Annotated in this window: 18 protein-coding genes, 1 tRNA gene and 3 rRNA genes; 9 read left to right on the forward strand and 13 right to left on the reverse strand. The window is 59.2% G+C overall.

Annotated features, from left to right (window positions below):
- The first annotated feature begins 244 nt into the window (after positions 1-244).
- The 7 genes from FBAL_RS04140 to FBAL_RS04170 all read left to right on the forward strand — a co-directional run bounded on the left by FBAL_RS04140 (position 245) and on the right by FBAL_RS04170 (position 10,801).
- Positions 245-1,797: ribosomal RNA gene (locus FBAL_RS04140) — 16S ribosomal RNA — on the forward strand.
- A 368-nt stretch (positions 1,798-2,165) separates the two neighbouring features.
- Positions 2,166-5,054, forward strand: a 23S ribosomal RNA gene (locus FBAL_RS04145).
- 91 nt (positions 5,055-5,145) lie between these two features.
- Positions 5,146-5,260: ribosomal RNA gene (gene rrf / locus FBAL_RS04150) — 5S ribosomal RNA — on the forward strand.
- The 16S, 23S and 5S rRNA genes sit together here with 1 tRNA gene alongside, the layout of an rRNA operon.
- A gap of 357 nt (positions 5,261-5,617) precedes the next feature.
- Positions 5,618-5,694, forward strand: a tRNA-Trp gene (locus tag FBAL_RS04155).
- A 210-nt stretch (positions 5,695-5,904) separates the two neighbouring features.
- Positions 5,905-7,503 carry an arylsulfatase gene (locus FBAL_RS04160; protein WP_013344319.1) on the forward strand — a complete coding sequence of 533 codons (1,599 nt, stop codon included), beginning with the start codon at positions 5,905-5,907 and terminating at the stop codon, positions 7,501-7,503.
- A gap of 63 nt (positions 7,504-7,566) precedes the next feature.
- The gene (locus FBAL_RS04165) at positions 7,567-8,541 is read left to right on the forward strand and encodes an HAD family hydrolase (protein ID WP_013344320.1); all 975 of its coding nucleotides are present in this window, start codon (positions 7,567-7,569) and stop codon (positions 8,539-8,541) included.
- The gene (locus FBAL_RS04170; protein ID WP_013344321.1) at positions 8,519-10,801 is read left to right on the forward strand and encodes a tetratricopeptide repeat protein; all 2,283 of its coding nucleotides are present in this window, start codon (positions 8,519-8,521) and stop codon (positions 10,799-10,801) included. The genes FBAL_RS04165 and FBAL_RS04170 overlap by 23 nt, the downstream gene beginning before the upstream one ends.
- A gap of 10 nt (positions 10,802-10,811) precedes the next feature.
- Here FBAL_RS04170 and FBAL_RS04175 read toward each other — a convergent pair whose 3' ends face one another.
- The 3 genes from FBAL_RS04175 to FBAL_RS04185 all read right to left on the reverse strand — a co-directional run bounded on the left by FBAL_RS04175 (position 10,812) and on the right by FBAL_RS04185 (position 13,422).
- Positions 10,812-11,444, reverse strand: a complete 633-nt coding sequence (locus FBAL_RS04175; RefSeq protein ID WP_013344322.1) for a c-type cytochrome — start codon at positions 11,442-11,444, stop codon at positions 10,812-10,814.
- The gene (locus FBAL_RS04180) at positions 11,444-12,754 is read right to left on the reverse strand and encodes a molybdopterin-dependent oxidoreductase (protein ID WP_013344323.1); all 1,311 of its coding nucleotides are present in this window, start codon (positions 12,752-12,754) and stop codon (positions 11,444-11,446) included. Before FBAL_RS04180 ends, FBAL_RS04175 begins: the two co-directional genes overlap by 1 nt.
- 218 nt (positions 12,755-12,972) lie before the next feature.
- The gene (locus FBAL_RS04185; RefSeq protein WP_013344324.1) at positions 12,973-13,422 is read right to left on the reverse strand and encodes a cupin domain-containing protein; all 450 of its coding nucleotides are present in this window, start codon (positions 13,420-13,422) and stop codon (positions 12,973-12,975) included.
- Positions 13,423-13,664: 242 nt separating this feature from the next.
- On the opposite strand from FBAL_RS04185, the gene FBAL_RS04190 reads away from it, so the two are divergent.
- Complete coding sequence (locus FBAL_RS04190; protein WP_013344325.1) at positions 13,665-14,003, forward strand: hypothetical protein; 339 nt, start codon at positions 13,665-13,667, stop codon at positions 14,001-14,003.
- On the forward strand, positions 13,994-14,437 hold the full coding sequence (gene rimI, locus FBAL_RS04195; RefSeq protein ID WP_013344326.1) for a ribosomal protein S18-alanine N-acetyltransferase: 444 nt from the start codon (positions 13,994-13,996) through the stop codon (positions 14,435-14,437). Before FBAL_RS04190 ends, rimI begins: the two co-directional genes overlap by 10 nt.
- Here rimI and lipA read toward each other — a convergent pair.
- From lipA to rsfS, 10 genes are all read right to left on the reverse strand, one after another.
- Positions 14,430-15,398: a lipoyl synthase gene (lipA, locus tag FBAL_RS04200; RefSeq protein ID WP_013344327.1), complete on the reverse strand. Its 969-nt coding sequence runs from the start codon at positions 15,396-15,398 to the stop codon at positions 14,430-14,432. The genes rimI and lipA overlap by 8 nt on opposite strands.
- Positions 15,398-16,045, reverse strand: a complete 648-nt coding sequence (gene lipB, locus FBAL_RS04205; RefSeq protein WP_013344328.1) for a lipoyl(octanoyl) transferase LipB — start codon at positions 16,043-16,045, stop codon at positions 15,398-15,400. Before lipB ends, lipA begins: the two co-directional genes overlap by 1 nt.
- Before the next feature lie 76 nt (positions 16,046-16,121).
- On the reverse strand, positions 16,122-16,385 hold the full coding sequence (ybeD, locus tag FBAL_RS04210; protein ID WP_013344329.1) for a DUF493 family protein YbeD: 264 nt from the start codon (positions 16,383-16,385) through the stop codon (positions 16,122-16,124).
- 116 nt (positions 16,386-16,501) lie between these two features.
- Positions 16,502-17,665, reverse strand: a complete 1,164-nt coding sequence (locus tag FBAL_RS04215) for a serine hydrolase (RefSeq protein ID WP_013344330.1) — start codon at positions 17,663-17,665, stop codon at positions 16,502-16,504.
- Positions 17,666-17,768: 103 nt separating this feature from the next.
- On the reverse strand, positions 17,769-18,563 hold the full coding sequence (locus FBAL_RS04220; RefSeq protein WP_013344331.1) for a septal ring lytic transglycosylase RlpA family protein: 795 nt from the start codon (positions 18,561-18,563) through the stop codon (positions 17,769-17,771).
- The gene (mltB, locus tag FBAL_RS04225) at positions 18,556-19,515 is read right to left on the reverse strand and encodes a lytic murein transglycosylase B (protein ID WP_013344332.1); all 960 of its coding nucleotides are present in this window, start codon (positions 19,513-19,515) and stop codon (positions 18,556-18,558) included. Before mltB ends, FBAL_RS04220 begins: the two co-directional genes overlap by 8 nt.
- Positions 19,516-19,530: 15 nt before the next feature.
- A complete protein-coding gene (gene rodA / locus FBAL_RS04230) occupies positions 19,531-20,640 on the reverse strand; it encodes a rod shape-determining protein RodA (RefSeq protein ID WP_013344333.1) in 1,110 nt (369 codons plus the stop codon).
- On the reverse strand, positions 20,640-22,529 hold the full coding sequence (mrdA, locus tag FBAL_RS04235; protein ID WP_013344334.1) for a penicillin-binding protein 2: 1,890 nt from the start codon (positions 22,527-22,529) through the stop codon (positions 20,640-20,642). Before mrdA ends, rodA begins: the two co-directional genes overlap by 1 nt.
- Positions 22,526-22,993: a 23S rRNA (pseudouridine(1915)-N(3))-methyltransferase RlmH gene (gene rlmH / locus FBAL_RS04240; protein WP_013344335.1), complete on the reverse strand. Its 468-nt coding sequence runs from the start codon at positions 22,991-22,993 to the stop codon at positions 22,526-22,528. The genes mrdA and rlmH overlap by 4 nt, the downstream gene beginning before the upstream one ends.
- Positions 22,994-23,326 carry a ribosome silencing factor gene (rsfS, locus tag FBAL_RS04245; protein WP_013344336.1) on the reverse strand — a complete coding sequence of 111 codons (333 nt, stop codon included), beginning with the start codon at positions 23,324-23,326 and terminating at the stop codon, positions 22,994-22,996.
- Positions 23,327-23,363: the final 37 nt, after the last annotated feature.

Genomic DNA, 23,363 nt, shown 5'->3' on the forward strand with positions numbered 1-23,363 from the left:
AGAGGTTCTGGTTAAAACTTAGACGGTCGGAAAGGAAAGTTGAAAACGCCCTTGACGATGACGGAGAAACGCGTAGAATGCGCCTCCTGCCTCGAGTGAGGCAACGCTCTTTAACAAGTTATCAGACAATCTGTGTGGGCACTCACGCAGTGTTGAGAAATCATCATTTTCTCGATGCTACTGAGTGACACCAAGTTAATTCAGTATTCATTGAGTGGCTTCTACGGAAGCAAATCAAAATCTTTAATTGAAGAGTTTGATCATGGCTCAGATTGAACGCTGGCGGCAGGCCTAACACATGCAAGTCGAGCGGCAGCGACAACATTGAACCTTCGGGGGATTTGTTGGGCGGCGAGCGGCGGACGGGTGAGTAATGCTTAGGAATTTGCCCAGTCGAGGGGGACAACAGTTGGAAACGACTGCTAATACCGCATACGCCCTACGGGGGAAAGCAGGGGCTCTTCGGACCTTGCGCGATTGGATAAGCCTAAGTGAGATTAGCTAGTTGGTGAGGTAATGGCTCACCAAGGCGACGATCTCTAGCTGGTTTGAGAGGATGATCAGCCACACTGGGACTGAGACACGGCCCAGACTCCTACGGGAGGCAGCAGTGGGGAATATTGCACAATGGGCGAAAGCCTGATGCAGCCATGCCGCGTGTGTGAAGAAGGCCTTCGGGTTGTAAAGCACTTTCAGCGAGGAGGAAAGGTTAGCGGTTAATACCCGCTAGCTGTGACGTTACTCGCAGAAGAAGCACCGGCTAACTCCGTGCCAGCAGCCGCGGTAATACGGAGGGTGCGAGCGTTAATCGGAATTACTGGGCGTAAAGCGCATGCAGGCGGCCAAGTCAGTCAGATGTGAAAGCCCCGGGCTTAACCTGGGAATTGCATTTGATACTGCTTGGCTAGAGTCCTTGAGAGGGGGGTAGAATTTCAGGTGTAGCGGTGAAATGCGTAGAGATCTGAAGGAATACCAGTGGCGAAGGCGGCCCCCTGGCAAGAGACTGACGCTCAGATGCGAAAGCGTGGGGAGCAAACAGGATTAGATACCCTGGTAGTCCACGCCGTAAACGATGTCTATTAGGAGTCTGTGACCTTGAGTCGTGGGTTCCAAAGCTAACGCATTAAATAGACCGCCTGGGGAGTACGGCCGCAAGGTTAAAACTCAAATGAATTGACGGGGGCCCGCACAAGCGGTGGAGCATGTGGTTTAATTCGATGCAACGCGAAGAACCTTACCTACCCTTGACATCCAGAGAACTTACCAGAGATGGTTTGGTGCCTTCGGGAACTCTGAGACAGGTGCTGCATGGCTGTCGTCAGCTCGTGTTGTGAAATGTTGGGTTAAGTCCCGCAACGAGCGCAACCCTTGTCCTATGTTGCCAGCGCGTAATGGCGGGAACTCATGGGAGACTGCCGGTGATAAACCGGAGGAAGGTGGGGACGACGTCAAGTCATCATGGCCCTTACGGGTAGGGCTACACACGTGCTACAATGGTCAGTACAAAGGGTTGCCAACTCGCGAGAGTGAGCCAATCCCATAAAGCTGGTCGTAGTCCGGATTGGAGTCTGCAACTCGACTCCATGAAGTCGGAATCGCTAGTAATCGTGGATCAGAATGCCACGGTGAATACGTTCCCGGGCCTTGTACACACCGCCCGTCACACCATGGGAGTGGGCTGCAAAAGAAGTGGGTAGTTTAACCTTCGGGAGGACGCTCACCACTTTGTGGTTCATGACTGGGGTGAAGTCGTAACAAGGTAGCCCTAGGGGAACCTGGGGCTGGATCACCTCCTTAACGACATGAATTCTTGCCTGCGTCGAGTGTTCACACAGATTGTCTGAGTCAATGCGAAAGTGTTGATTTGGAACCGTTCTTTAACAATTTGGATAAGCTGATAAATTTCTCGAGAAATTGTAAGAGTAAACTTCTTGCAAGTGTCTTGATATCCGGCGATTCAGCGTAAAGCTGAATAACGAAACATTTGGTTGCGTCATATGCGTAATGCGCTTTGCAAAGCTCATTACGGTTGCGACGGGATTTGGGTTTCGGTCTAGGCGAAGCTGGAACGAGCAAGGGAGTTAACTTCGGTTAATGACCGCGTGAGTGACAGGTTCAACGACGAACGAAAGCCAAAGAACAAGCAAGACCCCTTGGGGTTGTATGGTTAAGCGACTAAGCGTACACGGTGGATGCCTTGGCAGTCAGAGGCGATGAAGGACGTGCTAACCTGCGAAAAGCTCAGATGAGGCGGTAAGAGCCACTTGAGTCTGAGATGTCCGAATGGGGAAACCCGGCACCATAAGGTGTCATCAGTTACTGAATACATAGGTAACTGAGGCGAACCTGGGGAACTGAAACATCTAAGTACCCAGAGGAAAAGAAATCAACCGAGATTCCCTTAGTAGCGGCGAGCGAACGGGGATTAGCCCTTAAGCATTGAGGAAGTTAGTGGAACAAGCTGGAAAGCTTGGCGACACAGGGTGATAGCCCCGTACATGAAAACGACCACAGTGTGAAATCGAGTAGGACGGGACACGTGTTATCTTGTCTGAACATGGGGGGACCATCCTCCAAGGCTAAATACTCCTGACTGACCGATAGTGAACCAGTACCGTGAGGGAAAGGCGAAAAGAACCCCTGTGAGGGGAGTGAAATAGAACCTGAAACCGTGTACGTACAAGCAGTAGGAGCCCTTCGAGGGTGACTGCGTACCTTTTGTATAATGGGTCAGCGACTTACATTCTGTAGCGAGGTTAACCGAATAGGGGAGCCGTAGGGAAACCGAGTCTTAACTGGGCGAATTAGTTGCAGGGTGTAGACCCGAAACCCGGTGATCTAGCCATGGGCAGGTTGAAGGTGCCGTAACAGGTACTGGAGGACCGAACCGACTAATGTTGCAAAATTAGCGGATGACTTGTGGCTAGGGGTGAAAGGCCAATCAAACCGGGAGATAGCTGGTTCTCCTCGAAAGCTATTTAGGTAGCGCCTCGTGTCTCACCATTGGGGGTAGAGCACTGTTTGGGCTAGGGGGTCATCCCGACTTACCAACCCCATGCAAACTCCGAATACCAATGAGTGCAATCACGGGAGACACACGGCGGGTGCTAACGTCCGTCGTGGAGAGGGAAACAACCCAGACCGCCAGCTAAGGTCCCAAAGTTATCGCTAAGTGGGAAACGATGTGGGAAGGCTTAGACAGCTAGGAGGTTGGCTTAGAAGCAGCCACCCTTTAAAGAAAGCGTAATAGCTCACTAGTCGAGTCGGCCTGCGCGGAAGATGTAACGGGGCTAAGCGATACACCGAAGCTGCGGAAGCACACTTGTTGTGCTTGGTAGAGGAGCGTTCTGTAAGCGGTTGAAGCGGAATTGAGAAGTTCCGTGGACGTATCAGAAGTGCGAATGCTGACATGAGTAACGTTAAAGCGGGTGAAAAACCCGCTCGCCGGAAGACCAAGGGTTCCTGTCCAACGTTAATCGGGGCAGGGTGAGTCGGCCCCTAAGGCGAGGTCGAAAGACGTAGTCGATGGGAAACGGGTTAATATTCCCGTACTGCTGATTACTGCGATGGAGAGACGGAGAAGGCTAGGCCAGCACGGCGTTGGTTGTCCGTGTTTAAGGTAGTAGGCGGTGAACTTAGGCAAATCCGGGTTCACATAACGCTGAGAGCTGATGACGAGTCACTACGGTGATGAAGTGGTTGATGCCATGCTTCCAGGAAAATCTTCTAAGCTTCAGGTAATTAGCAACCGTACCCCAAACCAACACTGGTGGTCAGGTAGAGAATACCAAGGCGCTTGAGAGAACTCGGGTGAAGGAACTAGGCAAAATGGTACCGTAACTTCGGGAGAAGGTACGCTCCTGCCGGTGATGAGACTTGCTCTCTAAGCTAGTGGGAGTCGCAGATACCAGGTGGCTGCAACTGTTTATCAAAAACACAGCACTGTGCAAACTCGTAAGAGGACGTATACGGTGTGACGCCTGCCCGGTGCCGGAAGGTTAATTGATGGGGTTAGTTTTCGGACGAAGCTCTTGATCGAAGCCCCGGTAAACGGCGGCCGTAACTATAACGGTCCTAAGGTAGCGAAATTCCTTGTCGGGTAAGTTCCGACCTGCACGAATGGCGTAATGATGGCCACGCTGTCTCCACCCGAGACTCAGTGAAATTGAAATCGCTGTGAAGATGCAGTGTACCCGCGGCTAGACGGAAAGACCCCGTGAACCTTTACTACAGCTTGGCACTGAACATTGAACCTACATGTGTAGGATAGGTGGGAGGCTTTGAAGCAGTGACGCCAGTCGCTGTGGAGCCGTCCTTGAAATACCACCCTTGTATGTTTGATGTTCTAACGTTGGCCCCTTATCGGGGTTGCGGACAGTGCCTGGTGGGTAGTTTGACTGGGGCGGTCTCCTCCCAAAGAGTAACGGAGGAGCACGAAGGTTGGCTAATCATGGTCGGACATCATGAGGTTAGTGCAAAGGCATAAGCCAGCTTAACTGCGAGACAGACACGTCGAGCAGGTACGAAAGTAGGTCTTAGTGATCCGGTGGTTCTGAATGGAAGGGCCATCGCTCAACGGATAAAAGGTACTCCGGGGATAACAGGCTGATACCGCCCAAGAGTTCATATCGACGGCGGTGTTTGGCACCTCGATGTCGGCTCATCACATCCTGGGGCTGAAGTCGGTCCCAAGGGTATGGCTGTTCGCCATTTAAAGTGGTACGCGAGCTGGGTTCAGAACGTCGTGAGACAGTTCGGTCCCTATCTGCCGTGGGCGTTTGAGAATTGAGAGGGGCTGCTCCTAGTACGAGAGGACCGGAGTGGACGAACCTCTGGTGTTCCGGTTGTCACGCCAGTGGCATTGCCGGGTAGCTAAGTTCGGAATCGATAACCGCTGAAAGCATCTAAGCGGGAAGCGAGCCTCAAGATGAGTTCTCACTGACTCCTCGAGAGTCCTAAAGGGCCGTCGAAGACTACGACGTTGATAGGCAGGGTGTGTAAGCGTTGTGAGGCGTTGAGCTAACCTGTACTAATGACCCGTGAGGCTTAACCATACAACACCCAAGTGGTTTTGTGAGTCGGATATCCGACCTTGTAAGAAGACCTTACATCGAGAAACAGCTTTTCCGAATTGTACGATTTTTGCCTGGTGGCAATAGCGTCGTGGCCCCACCTGATCCCATGCCGAACTCAGAAGTGAAACGCGACCGCGCCGATGGTAGTGTGGCAGTTGCCATGCGAGAGTAGGTCACCGCCAGGCTCCTAATTAGAACGAACCCCGTCTCGAAAGAGGCGGGGTTTTTTCGTTTTGGTGGCATGTCGTCGGCCAAATTGTGATTCAGTGTTTGCTGGAATCCGAATCCTGAAAGCTGGCGATGATGTGCTTCATTGTCTGGAACGTTCGCTGAAGTTTCAGTGGCTATTTCGGGACAGAGAACGGCAGCATAGCGCCACTCCTTCGGCAGCGGGTGCCGATGAGTGTCTCGAGATTCAGCGATTTTGGTATGGCATTGAATGCCAATTCGCCGAACAGGGCAAATCATCACCAAACGGATCTTTCTGGATGAAAAAGCCCTTTACCTTTCATCGGGCATCCGTATAATTCACCTCGTTCGCTAGGGGCATAGCTCCAATTGGTAGAGCACCGGATTCCAAATCCGGGTGTTGGGGGTTCGAGTCCCTCTGCCCCTGCCATCTCTAGCGAAGAACCCCGCCTTGTGCGGGGTTTTTTGTTTTTACCCTCCCGGCTTTTTTCTCTCTCCCATCGCACGCCACACGTTACCGACTTATCGGCTTACACCCGCTGCGACCTGACAGTCTCTGAATCTCTCCTATACTCCAACAGCACGTTCGTGCACTTCCCTGAATCATTCCCCCTTTTCCAGTGTGTGAGGAGACCTGCTGATGGAACCCCGAGTGACGTCAATTGCACGCAACCGCTGGGCCTTGTCCTGGTTGACAGCATTGTTGCTTATTGCCGCTTTCCCTCTGGCCGTTCAAGCCAATGAGGAGGGAGGGAAACCGAACATCCTGGTGCTGTGGGGGGACGATATTGGCCAATCCAATATCTCGGTCTACTCCCACGGTCTGATGGGTTACCAGACGCCCAATATCGACAGCATCGCCGATCAGGGGATGATGTTTACCGATTACTACGGCGAGCAATCCTGTACCGCCGGACGCTCCTCCTTTATTACTGGCCAAAGTGTGTTTCGAACCGGCCTGTCTAAAGTGGGCATGCCCGGGGCAAAAGAGGGGCTGAGTGAGGAAGACCCGACGTTGGCGGGTCTGCTGAAGGCGGAGGGTTACGCCACCGGCCAGTTTGGTAAGAACCACCTGGGGGATCGGGACGAGCATCTGCCCACCAATCATGGCTTCGATGAGTTCTTTGGCAATCTTTACCATCTGAATGCGGAAGAGGAGCCTGAGCTGCCGGATTACCCCGGTGACATGAAAGTGGGGGATGGCAAAACCTTCCGCGAGCGGTTCGGCCCCCGTGGCGTGATCCACTCCTACGCTGACGGCAAAATCGAAGACACCGGGCCGCTGACCCGGAAGCGGATGGAAACCATCGATGATGAAACCGCCGAGGCGGCACTGAGCTTTATTGAGCGTCAGACCAAGGCGGGCACCCCATGGTTTGTCTGGTGGAACGCCACCCGAATGCACTTCCGCACCCACGTTAAAGAGGAGCTGCGCGGCATCTCGGGCCAGGATGAATATGCTGATGGCATGGTCGAACACGATCGTCATGTCGGCTTGTTCCTGGCCAAGCTGGAGGAGCTGGGGGTCGCGGATAACACCATCGTGTTTTACTCCACCGATAACGGCCCCCATATGAACACCTGGCCCGATGCGGCGATGACCCCATTCCGTGGTGAGAAGAACACCAACTGGGAGGGGGGCTGGCGCGTGCCGGCGATGGTGCGCTGGCCCGGCAAGATTGAGGCGGGTTCGGTGTCCAACACCATCATGCACCATATGGATTGGATCCCTACCTTCCTGGCGGCTGCCGGCAACGACGAGGTTAAGGCGTCGTTGATGAAGGGGGGTGTTAAGGCCATCGGCCGGAGCTATAAAGTGCACCTGGATGGCTATAACTTCCTGCCCTACCTGACCGGTCAGAGCGAGGAGGGGCCGCGTAATGAGATCTTCTACTTCTCCGACGATGGTGACCTGACTGCGCTGCGTTACGGTGACTGGAAGCTGCTGTTTATGGAGCAGCGTTCCACCGGCACCCTCGAGGTGTGGGCCAACCCCTTCACGCCGCTGCGGGTACCGCTGATCTTTAACCTGCGCCGTGACCCCTATGAGCGCGCACAGATCACCTCCAACACCTACTATGACTGGCTGCTCGACCACGCCTTTATGCTGGTTCCGGCGCAGGCTTATGTCGGAAACTTCCTGGCCACCTTCGAGGAGTACCCTCCGCGGATGAAAGCCGCCAGCTTCAGTCTCGACAAAGTGATGGAGCAACTGGAAAACGGCGGCGCCTCGCGCTGAGAGGCTGAGCCTGAAAGGATGCCCCGGTCATCGGCCGGGGCTTCGTTATGCGTGGAGGACGCGATGATCACCTCGACACTTCGCCGTGTGCTGTTCTGGATGGTGCTGTTGCCTGGCATCGTCTGCGCCGACCCGCTGCCCTCCTGGCAGCCTGGTGACACCAAGCGGGCCCTTATCGAGTTTGTGGAGGGCACCACTACGGTGGGCAGTGAGGATTACCTGCCTCGCTCGCAGCGTATCGCAGTATTCGACAACGACGGCACCCTGTGGGCGGAGCAGCCCTATTACTTCCAACTGGCCTATGCGTTGGAACGCGCTGAAAAAGCGGATCACAGTGAGCTGCCTGAAACCCTGGCCAAGGCACTGGAGCGCGGCGACATCGCCACGGTGCTGGACAGTGGTGTTGAGGGGCTGACGGCGCTGCTGGCCCTCAGCCATGCCAACCTGAGCGTGGCAGACTTCCAGGCGGATGTTGGCCAGTGGCTGGGCACTGCCCGCCACCCGCAAACTGAGCGGCCTTACACCGCAATGGTGTATCAGCCGATGCTGGAGCTGCTCAGTTACCTGCGTGATAACGGCTACCTCACCTACATCGTCTCCGGTGGCGGCGCCGACTTTATCCGGGTGTTTGCCGAGCCGGTGTACGGCGTCCCTCCCTGGCAGGTGATAGGCAGCCTGGGGGAGCTGGAACTGGTTGAGGAGGCGGGGCGGTGGGTCACCATGAAGCGGCCGGGCGTGGCCTGGCTCGATGACGGAATGAATAAACCGCTGTCGATTGAGCGGGTTATTGGCCAACGCCCGGCGATCGCGGTTGGTAACTCCGACGGGGATTACCCTATGCTGGTATGGACAACACAAGGAGCGGGTCCTCGGCTTGGGATACTGGTACACCATACCGACAAGGCACGGGAATTCGCTTATGACCGGGAGAGTCATATTGGCAAGCTGGACAAGGCACTGGATGAGGCGGGTCCGCGGGGGTGGATTCGGGTCGATATGGCAAGGGATTGGCGGCTTGTGTTCCCACCGCAGCCCTGACGGGTGTGCGCTGGCTCTGCTGATATGGCTGCTGCCCGGTGCGGCACTGGCGACACCGCCGGAACTGGCCAGCACGTCGGACGGCTATGCCCCCGAGGGCCATTGCGATGGGTGCCATCAGACTCAGGCGCAGAACTGGCAGCAATCGGACCACAGCTGGGCCATGCGGCCGGCGGCGGAGGGCAATGTCCTTGGCGACTTTTCCGGGGCGGAGTTCAGTGAGGCGGGCGTGCGTGCCCGCTTTTTTCGTGAGGGGGAGCGCTATCGGGTCAGCCTTGCGGGGCCCGCTGAGCCGAAGCGCCACTGGACCGTTGAATACACCTTTGGCCACTACCCACTGCAGCAGTATCTGGTCGCCCAGCCTGGGGGGCGACTGCAGGCCCTGACCGTCGCCTGGGACAGCCGCCCGGCGGCGCAAGGCGGGCAGCGCTGGTTTTCGCTCTACCCCGGCCAATCATTCCATCCCGATGACCCACTGCACTGGCAGGGGCGTTACCAGAACTGGAACGCCATGTGCGCCGACTGCCACTCCACCAATCTGGATAAGGGTTATCAGGCAGCCGACGACAGTTTCGCCACCACCTGGCACGAACTGAGCGTGGGCTGTCAAAGCTGCCATGGGCCGGGGCAGGCCCATATCGACTGGGCCGGGGAAGAAGCGGAGAAGCGGGCTCAGGCCCCCGATAAGGGCCTTTCCCTGTCTTTGGGGACGATGCCCGGCCCGCAACTGGCCGAACAGTGCGCCCGCTGCCACAGTCGCCGCCAGACGCTCGGCGTCGGGCCTCAGCCCGGGCAACCGTTACTGGACAGTGCCTTGCCCAGCTTGCTCAGTCCCGGGCTTTACCATGCGGATGGGCAGATCCAGGGCGAAGTTTATGTCTATGGCTCCTTTGCCCAGAGTCGTATGCACCAACAGGGCGTCAGTTGCACGGATTGCCACGAGCCCCATACCAGCGCGTTGCGGTTTGAGGGCAATGCACTCTGTACCCAGTGTCATCAGGCCGCGCCACCGGAGCGATTCAGCACACTTAAAGCGGCGAACTACGACACTCCGACGCACCATCATCACCCGCAGGGGTCGTCAGGGGCACAGTGTGTGAACTGTCATATGCCGGCAACCACCTATATGGTGGTCGACCCCCGCCGTGACCACAGCTTTCGCATCCCCCGCCCGGATCTCTCAGCCCAAACCGGCAGCCCCGATGCCTGTACCGGGTGCCACGATGGTATGACGCCACAACAGGCGGCTACCGCCATCGATCGCTGGCGCCCGGAGAATCCGGCACCGGCGCCACATTATGGGCAGGCCCTGGCGATGGCGCGGGCCGGGGAGGCAGAGGGATTGCCGGCGTTGCAGCAGTTGGTCGATGCGCCACAGCAGCCTGCAATCGTGCGGGCTAGTGCCGTCGCGGCGTTGATCGATTATGGCGCGCCGGCATTGTCGACGCTGGACGCGGCGCTGTCTGACCCGTCCGCTTTGGTGCGGGCCTCTGCGATACCGGTGTTTGCCCAGGCACCGGACGCGGTGCGGACCGCACGTCTTATCCCCCTGCTGGATGACCCGACACTGGCGGTACGGGATGAGGCGGTCAAAGCCCTGGCCGGAGTGCCATTGGCGCAGTTGGGGCAAGCTCAGGCGGGCTATCAGGCGGCGCTGGAGGATTATCTGCAACGACTGGAACAGAACGCTGACCTGCCCGGAAACCGCCTGAATCTGGCGGTGGTGCTCACCCGCATCGGTCAGCCGCAGCAGGCGGTGGCCCATTACCGGGCCGCACTGGAGATGGATCCACGCTTTCTCCCGGCCCGGCTGAACCTGGTGACTCTGCTGAGCCAGATGGGCGAAACGGCGGAGGTCAGCGGGTTACTGGATCAAGGTCTGGCGTTGTCCGATGTGGCGGATGCGGATCGCGCTCAACTGGGCTACCTCAAGGCATTGGCCCTGGCTGAGTCGGGTCAGATTGAAGCGGCGCTGGTGTGGCTGGATCGCACCCTGAAGTGGCAGCCGACGCATCTGCGTGGCCACTACAACCGGGCACTGATTCAGGATCGCCTCGGCCGTAAAGAGGAGGCGCTGGCGGCGCTTCAGCAGGGGCTGGTTCTGGCCCCGGCGTCACCGGACCTGCTCTACGCCTCGGTCTACCTCAATGCGACGCTGGGAAATCTGCCACAGGCCCTGTCCGATCTGGCCACGCTGCGCCAACTGCGTCCGGATGACCCTAAGCTGCAGCGCCTCGAGTCCCAACTGCGGGGACAGTAACCGCGTTGGGTTACTCCAGACCGTAATGCGCGGCCAGGTAGTCGAGTACGCGCTGCAGGTCATCTTCCGGGAGCGGTGCCATGCCCTGCTCATCAATCATCCAGTCGAGTGTCTCCTGCCAGCTGTCGCGGCTCAGCCCCTGTTGGGTCACCAAATGCAGGGAGTGGCAGCCGGAGCAGACTGCGGCCACGAGTTCGGCGCCATTCCCCGGTTTCAGAGGACCGACGCTGACCGCCGGGTCTGCAGGCTGCGCGGATTGCCAGTCCGGGGGCGTTGGATTCTGACTCGCCAACCAGGCGATCAGTACTGCGCGGGAGGCGGGATCAGGCACCCCCGCAAACACCATCTTCGTGCCCGGAGCAAAGCCATTGGGATCGGCCAGAAAACGGTCCAGTCGCTCGGCGTTCCACTGGCCCTGATGCTGTTTCAGGGCGTCGCTGTACTCAAACCCCGGATAGGAGGCGATGCCACGTTCAGCCAGCCCCCAGAGCGGCGGTCCGATGGCGGGTTTGGCATCGGGGCCCACCTGATGACAGGCGGTACACGCCAGTGCTTGAGGGGGAGTCGCTTCCGCCACCGCTTGACTGACGCCTCCCCCAAGCAGCCCCAACAGGGCCAGAGTGACAAGGGTTCTGTTGTGCATCAGCCCACCATCAGCGCGATTCGGTGGTAACTGTTGTTGAGGTAGCCTTTGGGGTTCCAGGCGATGGCGAATGGTTGGCTGATCCCCTGATCATCGGTCGCTTTGGCCCAAACCTCGTAATAGCCCGCTTCAGGAAAATCCACTTTGGCGGTAAAGGTCTGCCAGGCCCCCTCGTTAACGGGCGGGTTCAGCGTGGCTTTTTCCCAGGTGGCACCAAAGTTTTTCGAGACTTCGACGCTTGCTACTTTGCGGTCGCCGGACCAGGCATGGCCCCGAATCGTCACCTGCTTGCCTGACACCTTGCTGTTGGTCTGGGGCGCGGTGATCAGGGATTTCACTGGCATCCGCTCGATGATCACAAAGTCCTCTTTGGCCACCTTTTCACCCGGGGCCACCGGACGGTTGGGAACGCGGTAGGCGGTGCCGGTCATCTTGGGGCCATCGTGTACTTGATCCCGGATCTCGATGCGGGTCAGCCATTTTTGCGAACAGGAACCCGGCCAGCCGGGCACCACAAGGCGCAGCGGTGCCCCATTCATGGGGTGCAGAGGTTCACCGTTTTGCTCGAACGCGACCAGGATGTCGCCCCGCATCGCCTTCTCAATCGGTACCCCACGGGAGATCGGCAATTTATCGGGTTGGCCGGAAAGGTGTTTGTCAGCACCATAGTGGGCCGTATACACCGCCCCGGATTTGACGCCCGCTTTTTTGAGCATGTCTGAGAGGCGAACGCCGCTCCATTGCGAGCAGGCGACGGCGCCGTAGGTCCACTGATTGCCTTTGGCCTTGGGGTCAAAAAAAGCCCGGCCATTGCCGCCACACTCAATCAACAAGGCTTCGGTCACCACCTCGAACTCTGACTTGAGCTGAGCCAGAGTGAGGGTCATGGGTTGCTCCACCAAACCATCAATGGTGAGGGTCCAGTTGTCGGCATCCACCTCGGTGGGGGGCAGGCCATTATTGCGGATAAAGTGGCGGGCGGTTGGGGTGATGTCGTCATCCAGCAGGTGCGGCGGCGTTTCGGCGTTGACCGGACGGTCATTCAGCACGGTCAGCCCATCCTTACCCTCTATCACCACATCCTCCAGTCCTTCAGCGAAGGCCGCTGGAATAATGCCTGACGGCATGGAGCGGTGGAACGGGATGGCTCCGCCCAGTACCGCCGCCATGGTGGCCAGACCTGCGCCTTTCAGAAAGCCACGACGGTCCGGATAACTTTGCCGCCCAAACACCTTTTCGTCAGCGTGATCGGGGTCGTTCTGATACAGCTCATACAGCCCTTTGGGCTGGTTGGGTTTGCGATCAGACATAGAGAACTCTCCTGCTGAGTCATTGCCGCTGGCTGAGATTTGACGTTCTCCTGCCCACGGCCGGACATGGGTTTCAGAGGTGAGTATAGAAAAGGCCGGAAAAAGGGGGCGTTAACGCCGAAGGGGCACCGTGGCGCGATGGTGATGTCCCCCCTCCTCAGCAAGCCGGTGCCCGCGGACGCGGGAGGCAGGCCTGGCCTCAGCGTGATGCCGACGGCTTATGGGGATTCGTCGGCCTCAAAGGCATCCACCGGCGCTTCAAAGGCGATCACCAGTATGCAGGGCTCGCTGCTGACGCACTGACCGTGGTGAACCGCTTTGGCCGGGCCATAGGCGTACATGCCGGTTTTCAGCGTGGCAGGCTGCTGACCCTGGTAGGTCAAACTCATCTCGCCGGACACCAGCACCATTCGTTCTGCCGAGGTGTGCCAGTGTGCGGGGAAGGCATAGCCGCCGGGGATCTTAAACAGGATGTCTGCGTTGGGCTTGGCGGGATCGCCATGGATCACGGCCAGTTCGCAACCGTCGGGGAAGAAAGCGGGACAGGGGCCCCACTGCACCACGCTGTCGTCTGGCGACACGGAAAGGGCCAACTCATTGGCCCGGACCGGCGGAGGAGTCAGCAGCACCAGCGCCAGTGCCAGAGAGGTGGTCATCAGTGGCTTCATCGTGCGCTCCTTTGGATGGGTTTCTGAGTGAGAACCACTGTTAGTTATAGCCCTATCGGGCCTCAGGCGGGGCAGGGTGTCATTTGCCCGCATCCGGGGCGGTGATAGAATGGCGCTCGCTTTGGCGCAGTGATGACGCCGCTAAGCCCATTAACGGGGACGCTCCATTATCGCGATACGATAACGAGGGCGTTCCGTCCCGCCAGTGCCCGTCTGGCGCCGCTGTGATACTGTCTTCTGCTATGACCACACTGACACCCCGACAACAAGCCGCGCTGGAGCAGATGGGCATTCGCCCGGTTGCCCTGCGCCGCCCGAAAGTGCCTCTGGCCCTGATCCATCCGGCTGACATGGCGTTGGAGCAAACCCAGCTGGCGCGGGACCTCTTGCTGCTGTTGGAACAATCCCTTGAGCAGTGCCCGGTGGCTCACAGCGAAAATGAGATGCCGGCGCATCGCTACTGGGTGATGGGCACCCCACGTCCGGGCAGCGCAACCCACCTCTTTACTCCCCGGCTGGATAAGCCCCTCAGTGTCGACGACAAGCGTCGCATCTGGCGGAGCCTGCAACGATGGCTGTGACCTTTGTTGATGCGGCTCAGGCACCGTTTGAGGCGTTGTGGACGATAGAGCAGGGTGCCCACGCCATGCCCTGGAGCGAATCGCTGCTCCGTTCCTGTCTGAGCACCCCCTATTGGGGCGAGGCGATGCAGGCGGATGGGGTGGTGGGCTTCTATCTGTTTCAGCAGGTGCTGGACGAAGTGACGCTGATGAACATCTGCATCGAACCGGCGCGTCAGGGCGAGGGGCTGGGCAGCGTATTGCTGCAGCGTGCCCTGAGTCGGGCTGTTGAAGCAGGGGCAGTGCAGTGTTTCTTAGAAGTCAGGGCCAGTAACCTTTCGGCGCTGGCCCTGTATCAGAAGATGGGGTTTGTTGAGGACGGCCGCCGTAAGGGCTATTACCCTACCGCCGACGGCCGCGAAGACGCGGTGTTGATGTCGCGTTCCCTTACTTAACCTCTTTGCCCTGCGCCTGCAGGTCGGCGTGGTAGCTGGAGCGTACCAGCGGGCCACAGGCAGCATGGGTGAAGCCGATCTCATCAGCCACCGCCTTCATCTCATCAAACTCCGCCGGGGTCACGTAGCGTTTCACCGGCAGGTGGTGGCGGCTGGGCTGCAGATATTGACCCAGGGTCAGCATCTCAACGTTATGGGCCCGCAGGTCCTTCAGTACCTCAACGATCTCTTCGTTGGTCTCACCCAGACCCATCATCAGGCCGGACTTGGTCGGTACCTCAGGGTGCATCGCCTTAAACTTCTTCAGCAGGTCGAGTGACCACTGATAGCTGGCACCCGGACGGGCGGCGCGGTAGAGGCGCGGCGCGGTTTCCAGGTTGTGGTTAAACACATCCGGCGGGTTGTCTTTGAGGATCTCCAGCGCCCGGTCGATACGACCACGGAAGTCCGGCACCAGGATCTCAATCTTGATCCCCGGGTTGCGCAGACGGATCTCGCGGATGCAGTCGGCAAAGTGCTGAGCACCGCCATCACGCAGGTCGTCGCGGTCAACGGAGGTGATCACCACGTACTTCAGCTTCATGTCGCGGATGGTGCGGGCCAGTTTGACCGGCTCTTCCGGGTCCGGCTTAAGCGGACGGCCGTGGGCCACATCGCAGAACGGGCAGCGGCGGGTGCAGATGGCACCGAGGATCATAAAGGTGGCGGTACCGTGGTTGAAGCACTCGGCCAGGTTGGGGCAGGAGGCTTCTTCACACACCGAGTGCAGGCCATGGTCACGCATCGCCTGCTTAACCTGATCGATGCGCTCGCTGGAGGCGGGCAGCTTGATCTTGAGCCACTCGGGCTTACGCAGCATCTCTTCCCGCTCGGTGGGCATCACCTTGACCGGGATCCGGGCAACCTTGTCCGCGTCACGGAGTTTTACCCCCGCCTGCAGACGTACAGGACGTTCGGTCATCAATCCAATCCTTCTTTTTCTACGATCGCCTGGTAACCCAGGCGCTGGGGGAAAATCTCACTCAGATGGCGGGCCGCCTCTTCGACGGTACGGGGGCCGCCGATATCGGCAGTCTGCACCATTTCGAGGCCGGCGTAGCCACAGGGGTTAATGCGCAGGAAAGGGGACAGATCCATGTCCACGTTGAGCGCCAGGCCATGGAAAGAACAGCCTTTGCGAATGCGCAGCCCCAGTGAGGCCACTTTGCGCTCATTGACGTACACGCCGGGGGCGTCGCACTTGGCGGCGGCCTCGACCTGATAGCGGGCCAGCAGATCCACCAGGCTCTGCTCAATCTGGGTCACCAGATCGCGCACGCCCAGCTTACGCCGGCGCAGGTTCAGCAAGGGGTAAGCCACCAGCTGGCCGGGACCGTGGTAGGTCACCTGGCCGCCGCGATCCACCTGCACCACCGGAATGTCACCGGTGGCCAGCAGGTGTTCGGCTTTGCCCGCCTGGCCTTGGGTAAACACCGGCGGATGCTCCACCAACCAGAGTTCATCCGGTTGTTGGTCATCACGCGTATCGGTGAAGTTTTGCATCGCATGCCAGACGGTTTCGTATGGCTGGGAGCCGAGATGGCGAATGATGAGGGTGTTGGCAACCAATCTGGACCACTTCTTTGGCTGAAACTGTTGCCCGCATTATACCCGGGCAAAGACAGAATGCCAGATAGGTCACACTTTACAGAACGCCGCGAACCCCATCGATGGCCGCCAGCTCGGTGTAGAGCAGTTCAATGTGCTCTTTGCTGGTGACGGTGGTGGTCACAGTCACGGAGATGTAGGTGCCTTTGCTGGACGGTTTTACGCTCGGCACATAATCGCCCGGCGCGTGCTGCTGCAGCACCACCATCACGCGATCCGGCAGGGCTTCATCAGCCAGGCCAAGAACCTTAAACGGGAATTGGCAAGGAAATTCAAGGTATTCGTCAAACTTGGTATTCATGTTAACTCCAACTGCGGTTATCTAGCCGCTGTACATGGGGGTGATTGTATCAGAAATCAAGCGGCGCAAACGAAAACGGGGTGGCCACTGGCCACCCCGTTTTGCTGGATTCCCGGTCAGAACCAGGACAGGAACAGCAGTTTGAAGTAATCGATCAACTTGGAGAACCAGCTGCCTTCATTAACGTCATCCAGAACCACCAGCGGGAACTTGGCGATGTCTTCGCCGTCCATCTGGAAGTACACGGTGCCAACAACGTCACCACGGCTCAGCGGGGCTTTCAGCTCTTCACTCAGTTCGAAGTTGGCTTTCAGGTTGTCAGACTGACCGCGGTAGATGGTGACCGGAGTGTCTTCCAGTACGCCCAGGCGCACTTCGGATTTGTCACCGTACCAGATTTTCTGGCTGGTGAACTCGTCACCGGCTTTGTACGGGGTGACGGTCTCGAAGAAGCGGAAGCCGTAGTTGAGCAGTTTCTTGCTTTCGGCTTCGCGGGACTGCGGACTCTTGGCGCCCATCACCACGGCGATCAGACGCATGTCGCCCTTGGTGGCGGAGCTCACCAGGTTGTAGCCGGCGCCGTTGGTGTGGCCGGTTTTCATGCCGTCCACGTTCAGGCTGCGGTCCCACAGCAGGCCGTTACGGTTGTGCTGGCGGATGCCGTTAAAGGTGAACTCTTTCAGGGAGTACAGCGGGTAGTACTGGGGGATGTCACGGATGATGGCACGGCCGAGGATGGCCATGTCGTAGGCGGTGGTCACCTGATCGGTGGCGTCCAGGCCGTGGGCGTTGGCGAAGTGGGTATCGGCCATACCCAGCTGACCGGACCAGGCGTTCATCAGGTCGGTGTAGGCGCTTTCGGTGCCCGCCACGTGCTCGGCGATGGCCACACAGGCGTCGTTACCGGACTGCACCACCATACCGCGGTACAGATCCATCAGGTTGACCTCTTTGCCCACCTCGATCCACATCACGGAGGAGCCGGGGAAGTTCTTGGCCCAGGCGTTGTTGGAGATCTTAACCATGTCGGTTTCGCGAACGTTGCCGCGATTCAGTTCCTGACCAAGGACGTAGGAGGTCATCATCTTGGTCAGACTGGCCGGAGCGCGCTGTTCGTAGGCGTTGTTTTCCGCCAGAACACGACCGGTCTTAAAGTCCATCAGCACGTAGGAGCCCGCAGCAACGGTGGGGGCGTTGGGGATCACCGAAGGGGCTGCGGTCACGGAGGCGGACATCAGCACCGCGGCGGCGGTAGCAAGAGTGCGTTTTACCAGATTCATGTCAGATGAGATCGCTTTTGTGAAAATTATTCGTTGGATTGAGACGGTTAGCCATCCATAGCGGCACAGTATATCAACAGACAACCGTGCTATCGCAAAAGTTTCAGTTGGCCTGGGGTTCCACCACTTTAAAAGCTTGCGGATATTCCCCGGCTCGCAGTTCAGTGAGTAATCGCTCCGCGGTGGCAGCGTCGGTCAGCGGGCCCAGTTGCAACTTGTGCAGCTGGCCACTGGTTTCGATTCGAACCGGCTGGCCCAGCTGCTTTTCGAGCGCGGGTTTCAGTCGGTTCAGGGCACTCTGGTCGCCACTGGCCACCAGTTGGATAAACAGCTGGGGCTGGCCCACAAGCGGCGGCAGCGGGCTGTTGGGGCCGTCAAAGTGGTACGCTTCCACCCGCACCGGAGCGGTGCCGGACTTGAGGATATCAAGGTGCCAGGCCGCGGCGTAGGACAGATCGATGATGCGGTCAGAGTGGAACGGGCCGCGATCATTGATGCGCACCACCAAACTTTTGCCGTTGCTCAGGTTGGTGACCTTGGCGTAAGTGGGTAACGGCAGGCTGCGGTGAGCGGCGGAGAAACTGAACATGTCGTAGGTTTCGCCGTTGGAGGTCAGGTGGCCGTGGAACTTGGCGCCATACCAGGAGGCGTTGCCCTCTTCGACATAGCCCTCAGCGCTGGGCAGCACCTGATAGGATTTGCCCCACACCTCGTAGTCGCGGTTGCCGCCCCGGCTTTTCGGCTCGTAGCGCGGCACCGGCGGCTCCAGCTGGTTCAGGTCCGGCGCGCCGTCCGGCGCTTTGTCCTGAGCCATCTGGTAACGGTCGTCCGGGCTGGAGCTGCAGCCCGCCAACCATACGGCCAGCACCAGGCTGGCCAGGCGTCCCGGTTTAATCATCCGCTTTGGCCTGTTTCAGCTGTTGGCTGAACTGCCACACCGCCATCGCGTACAGCGGGCTGCGGTTGTAGCGGGTGATGCTGTAGAAGTTGGGGTGGGCCAGGAAGGTGTCATGCTGGTTCTCAGCCACTTCCAGTTCCACCACGCTGAACGGTCCTTTGGCACCGTCCGGAACGGCCACGCCGCGGGCTTTGAGGGCGGCGGCATCCTGGCTCAGACGCTTACCGTCCCACATCACCCCGTCGAGGTTGGCGTCGGCGGCAACGGTGACCGGCTCAATGGCGATCTGGCCATGCTGCCAGCGGTGTTCAGCGAAGTAGTTGGCCACGCTGCCGATGGCATCGACGGGGTTGCCAATCAGGTCGCGCTTGCCGTCGTTATCGAAATCCACCGCATAAGCCAGATAGGAGGAGGGGATAAACTGGCCGTAGCCCATGGCGCCAGCGTAGGAGCCTTTGATGCTATCCAGTGCCCAGTCCTGCTCCTGGGCCAGCTTGAGGTAGTGGCCGAACTCCTTGCGGAAGAAGGTCTGTCGCGGTGGGTAGTGGAAACCCAGGGTGTAGAGGGCATCCAGCACCTTATGGCGGCCGAGGTGGCGGCCATAATAGGTTTCCACGCCGATGATGGCGACGATGATCTCCGGCTCAACGCCAAAGGTCTGTTCGGCCCGGGCGAGGGTATCCTGGTGCTCGTTCCAGAACGCCAGGCCCGCCTGCAGGCGCTCCTCGGTCAGAAACAGCGGGTAATACTGATACCAGGGTTTGGCTTCCCAGGGCTTCTGGATGGCGTCCAGAACGTCCTGGCTCAGTTCGGCCTGGTCTAAGGCTTGCTCAAGGTAAGCCTTGGACAATCCCTGTTGTTGCCACTCGGCAACAAAGTCGGCTTGCGGGTTGGCCAGGGCCATGGCGCTGCCACACCAAAGTGCGGCAGCAAGAAGGGAGCGTCCAATCATGGGGTTACCACTTACTTACTGGGCGATAAAGCGCCGGTGGGTATGAATGGCCATCAGAATGCCAAAACCGGCCATCAATGTCAGCATCGAGGTCCCCCCGTAAGACACCAGTGGCAGGGGCACCCCCACCACCGGCAGCAGTCCGGAGACCATACCGATGTTAACAAACACGTAGACGAAGAAGGTCAACGTGATGGAGCCGGCCAGCAGACGACCGAAAGCGGTTTGCGCGCGGCTGGCGATCACCAGTCCGCGGCCAATGATGAACAGGTAGATCGCCAGCAGTACGGCGATACCGATGTAGCCAAACTCTTCGCCGAGGACGGCAAAGATAAAATCGGTGTGACGTTCCGGCAGGAAGTCGAGCTGGGACTGGGTGCCCTGCAGCCAGCCTTTGCCCTCAAAGCCGCCACTGCCGATGGCGATCTTGGATTGGATGATGTGGTATCCGGCGCCCAGCGGGTCTTTCTCCGGGTCGAGCAGGGTCAGTACCCGGGTGCGCTGATAGTCCTTCATCAGGAAGAACCAGAGGATGGGCAGAAACGCCAGCACCCCGGCAACGCAGGCGCCTACGACGGCCCAACTCATGCCGGACAGAAACAGCACAAAGACGCCGGAGGCGGCCACCAGAATGGAGGTGCCGAGGTCAGGCTGGGCGGCGATAAGCAGGGTGGGCACCAGCAGCAGTGCGGCGCCCCCCAGCAGGTGGCGTTTCTTCGGCGGCAGCGGGAACTGGCTGATGTACCACGCCATGGTGATGGGGAACGCCAGTTTCATCAGCTCCGACGGCTGAAACTCCATAAAGCCGAGATTCAGCCAGCGCCGGGCGCCTTTGTTGATCTCACCGAACAGGTCCACGGCCACCAGCAGCGCGACCCCAACCAGGAAGATTGGCAGGGCCCAGCGCCGGAAGATCTCCGGATTGATCTGGGCCAGCACAAACATCACCCCGAGGCTCAGGCCGATGCGGAACAGCTGGCGGTCCAGCATCGCCATGCTTTCGCCGCTGGCGCTGTAGAGCACCAGCAGGCCGTACCCCATCAGCACCAGCAGGGCGCTCAGCAAGGGCAGGTCGAGGTGCAGGCGAAACCACAGGTTGGGGCGACTGCCCGGGGCATTACCCATTACTCAGCCTCCTCGGCGTCCTGTTCCCGGCTCTCCGGGTCCAGGTAGAAATCAAACAGCGCACGCGCCACCGGGCCCGCGTTGGCGCCACCCCAGCCGGCGTTTTCCAGCACGATGGCGATGACGATCTGCGGATCTTCAAAGGGCGCGTAACCCACAAACAGGGCGTTATCGCGGAGGTGCTCGGCGATGTTGTCTTCGTCGTACTCCGCGTCCTCAGCCAGGCCGAAGACCTGTCCGGTACCGGTTTTCACCGCCGAGGTGTATTTGGCGTCGTTAAACTGGCGATAGCCACTGCCCATCGGGTTGTGCGCGGTCAGGTACATGGAGCGCTGAATCGCTTTCCACGATTCGGGCTTGGCCAGCACCATCGGCGGCTTGTCGATGATCGGCTGCTCGGTGCGCACCCCATCGGTGGCGGTGGCCGCCAGGAAATGGGGCACGTGGCGGACGCCGGAGTTGGCCAGGATCACGGTGGATTGGGCCAGCTGCAGCGGCGTTGCGGTCCAGTAGCCCTGACCGATACCCACCGAGATGGTGTCACCGATGTACCAGGGTTCTTTGTAACGCAGGCGCTTCCAGTCCCGGGTCGGCATATTACCGGCGGATTCCTCCATCAGGTCGACGCCGGTGCGCTCACCAAAGCCAAACTGGAACATAAAGTTACTGATGTCGTTGATGCCGGTCTTGTAAGCCAGATCATAGAAGTAGGTGTCGCAGGAGGAGGCGATCGCCTTGTTCAGGTCAACCCAGCCGTGGCCCCAGCGTTTCCAGTCACGGTAGCGGCGCTCCACGCCGGGGATCTGCCACCAGCCCGGATCCCAGATTTTGGTGTCCTCGGTGACCACGCCCGTCTCAAGACCCAGCAGAGCCAGGTGCGGCTTGACGGTGGAAGCCGGGGCATACTGGCCCTGGGTGGCGCGGTTGATCAGCGGGCGGTTCTTGTCGTTCAGCAGGGCGCTGTACTGTTTGCCGGAGATGCCGGTAACGAACGCGTTGGGGTCGTAGCTGGGGCTGGAGACCATGGCGAGGATGCCGCCGGTCTTGGGATCCATCGCCACCACAGCGCCACGGCGGCCATCCAGTACGGCTTCCACTTTCTTCTGCAGTGGCAGGTCCAGGGTCAGGTGCAGGTCAGTGCCGGCCTGGCTGGCCTGGGCGCTGAGGGTACGGACGATGCGGCCACGGTTGTTGACCTCCACCTCCAGCATGCCCGGTTCGCCGTGCAGCTGGGATTCATAGAAGCGTTCAATGCCCTGTTTGCCGATGCTGCGGGTGGCGGCGTAACGCGCGTCTTCGTCGTTTTCCTCCAGCCGGAGCTGGTCCTGGCTGTTGATGCGGGCCACGTAGCCGAGCAGGTGCGTCAGGCTGGCGCCATGGGGGTAGTGACGTTTCAGACCCGCCTCCACGGTAAAGCCGGGGAAACGGTGTTGGTTGACGCTGAATGCGGCCACTTCGGCTTCATCGAGCTGGTCCACCAGCACCAGCGGCTTAAAGCGGCGGTGGCCTTTGAGGCGTTCGCGGAAGGTATCCAGCTGTTCTGAGCTCAGCTGCAGCACATCGGCCAGGCCGGCCAGGCTGGCTTCCATGTCGTCCACCCGCTCGGGCACCACTTCAAGGGCAAACACCGGCTGGTTGTCCGCCAACAGAATGCCGTTGCGGTCGTAGATCAGGCCGCGGTTGGGGGCAACCGGGATCAGGCGGATACGGTTGTCATTGGAACGCGTCTGGTAGGCCTGGTGATCGACGATTTGAACGTGATAGAGGTTGCTCAGCAGGACGCCGAACATGATCGCCACGAAGCCAAAGCAGACGATGGCCCGTCGCGTAAAAAGTGCCGACTCTGCGGCGTGATCCCGAAAAGCAACCCGTTGCCGATAACGTCTCATTCGCGATGATAGGGGTGATTGTTGTTGATGCTCCAGGCTCGGTAGAGGCTTTCAGCCATCACAACGCGAACCAACGGATGGGGCAGGGTGAGGTTGGACAGGGACCAACTCTGTTCTGCCGCTTGCTTGCAGGAGGGGGCCAGCCCTTCCGGGCCGCCAATTAGGATGGCGACATCGCGGCCATCCAGCTGCCAGCGGGTCAGTTGTTTGGCCAGGGTGGGGGTATCCCAGGGTTTGCCCGGGATATCCAGCGTCACGATGTGACACCCTTTGGCCGCCGCCAGCATCGCTTCACCCTCTTTGTCGAGGATGCGGTCGATGTCGGCGTTCTTGCCCCGTTTCCCAGCCGGGATCTCCACCAGTTCCAGTGGCAGATCCCGGGGGAAGCGGCGCTGATACTCAGTGAACCCCTTGGTTACCCAGTCGGGCATCTTGGTGCCCACAGCGATCAGCTTCAGTTTCATTTACTGCCCCGGGTGCGCGGCCCAGAGTTTTTCCAGCTGGTACAGATCCCGCACCTGCTCCTGCATCACATGCACGATCACAGAGGAGAGATCCACCAGTACCCATTCGCCGGTATCCTTACCTTCCACGCCCAGCGGCTGCTGGCCAGCATCTTTGGCCTCAACCACCAGGTGCTCCGCGATGGAGCGTACGTGGGTTTTGGAGGTGCCAGTGCACACCACCATAAAATCGCAAACGTCTGAGCGGTCGGAGACATCCAGTACTACGATGTCCCGGGCTTTCAGATCGTCCACCTTGTCTACAGCAAAATCTTTCAGTTCAACAGGTTTCACCCTGAACTCCTCATCTGGACGTTGGCAAAGCGGCGCA

Origin of the sequence: Ferrimonas balearica DSM 9799, from assembly GCF_000148645.1 — a bacterium.
Lineage (GTDB): Bacteria > Pseudomonadota > Gammaproteobacteria > Enterobacterales > Shewanellaceae > Ferrimonas > Ferrimonas balearica.